The sequence below is a fragment of the Halorubrum sp. SP3 genome (genome assembly GCF_005435195.1).
Lineage (GTDB): Archaea > Halobacteriota > Halobacteria > Halobacteriales > Haloferacaceae > Halorubrum > Halorubrum sodomense.
In genome coordinates this window covers 1-716 of sequence record NZ_SGTU01000195.1, presented here as the reverse complement: position 1 = coordinate 716, position 716 = coordinate 1, and the positions used below count along the sequence as shown (strand labels likewise).

General features: G+C 55.2%; 1 protein-coding gene. It reads right to left on the bottom strand.

Annotation, left to right across the window (positions count from 1 at the left end):
* The coding region (locus EXE42_RS16180; RefSeq protein WP_137706979.1) for a transposase at nt 1-437 on the bottom strand (437 nt) is incomplete at its 3' end.
* Nucleotides 438-716 lie beyond the last annotated feature (279 nt).

The window sequence follows — 716 nt, the reverse complement described above, 5'->3', positions numbered from 1 at the left end:
CGGTAGATCTGTAGGCGGGTCTTGTCAGCGTCACCCTCCACCAGTCGGTCTACGGGGTCGGCAATATCGTCGTACACCTCTATCGGTGTGTACCACCATTGGGAGACGCACGGGAAGCCGACGACGAGTGTGCCGTTCTCGGTCGTGTCAATTTCCCAGTTCTGGTTGTTGATGGCGAATGGTTGACTTTCTCGGTAGCGAACCTCCCCGTCCTTGTTGTGGTCGGATTTCGCCTCTCGGATGGCTTGGTTCTGAATGGCCGAGTAGAGGTCGTTGTCGATGGTGGCCGTGGTCACGGACTTCCCGAAGTCGCCGTTCTCCCATCCATCGATACAGAATTGCTTGGTGTCACGGTAGAGTCGAGTGGCGCGTTGCCACTCTTTCCGCCGTGAGAGGGATGGATTGTGGAACTTCGCGGTGACAGCCACCGTGACCATTACAACTGTAATCAAGTATGCGATATTAAATATCTGTTGGAATATCAGGCCGTGCTATCATCGATGGTTTGTATCATCGTTTGTCGGATCCATCCCCGCCCTGGAGGGCGGGGATTTCTCCTTACACTTCCGAAACGCGCTCCCACGGGCCTGGCACGCTATCACGTGTCGAGATGGTGTCCCGGACACACATCCGCGGACGGGTTTTGTACGTATGCGATTTATAAGGGTGTACGATGGCAAAAGCAGCAATCGTGATTCTCGCCGGCAACGAATCGC